Origin of the sequence: Ensifer sp. ENS02, assembly GCF_014851885.1 — a bacterium.
Classification (GTDB): Bacteria; Pseudomonadota; Alphaproteobacteria; order Rhizobiales; family Rhizobiaceae; genus Ensifer; species Ensifer adhaerens.
In genome coordinates, this window is record NZ_JACVAO010000095.1 from 1 (window position 1) to 255 (window position 255).

General features: G+C 60.8%; 1 protein-coding gene. It reads left to right on the forward strand.

Annotation, left to right across the window (positions count from 1 at the left end; all coding sequences use genetic code 11):
* Positions 1–255, forward strand: a 255-nt coding sequence (locus tag IB262_RS35595) for a hypothetical protein (protein WP_192494598.1), incomplete at both ends; no start/stop codon positions are given.

Genomic DNA, 255 nt, shown 5'->3' on the forward strand with positions numbered 1-255 from the left:
TGCTCGACCTCACCAACTGCACCTTCGACGGGCACATGTATAACGTCAGGCGCGTGATGGAGGAGTGTCTCGCCATCAAGCCGGACCTCATCTTCCTCTGGGATGAAGCGTGGTCCGGATTTGCCCGATTTTCACCCTTCCTGCGGCCACGCACGGCCATGGGGGCAGCAGCGGATATCGAAAGCTGGTTGCAGGATCCTGCGTCGGTCAGTGCCTACGAAAAGCAGCGTGCGGACCTTGGCGATGAGCCGTCCG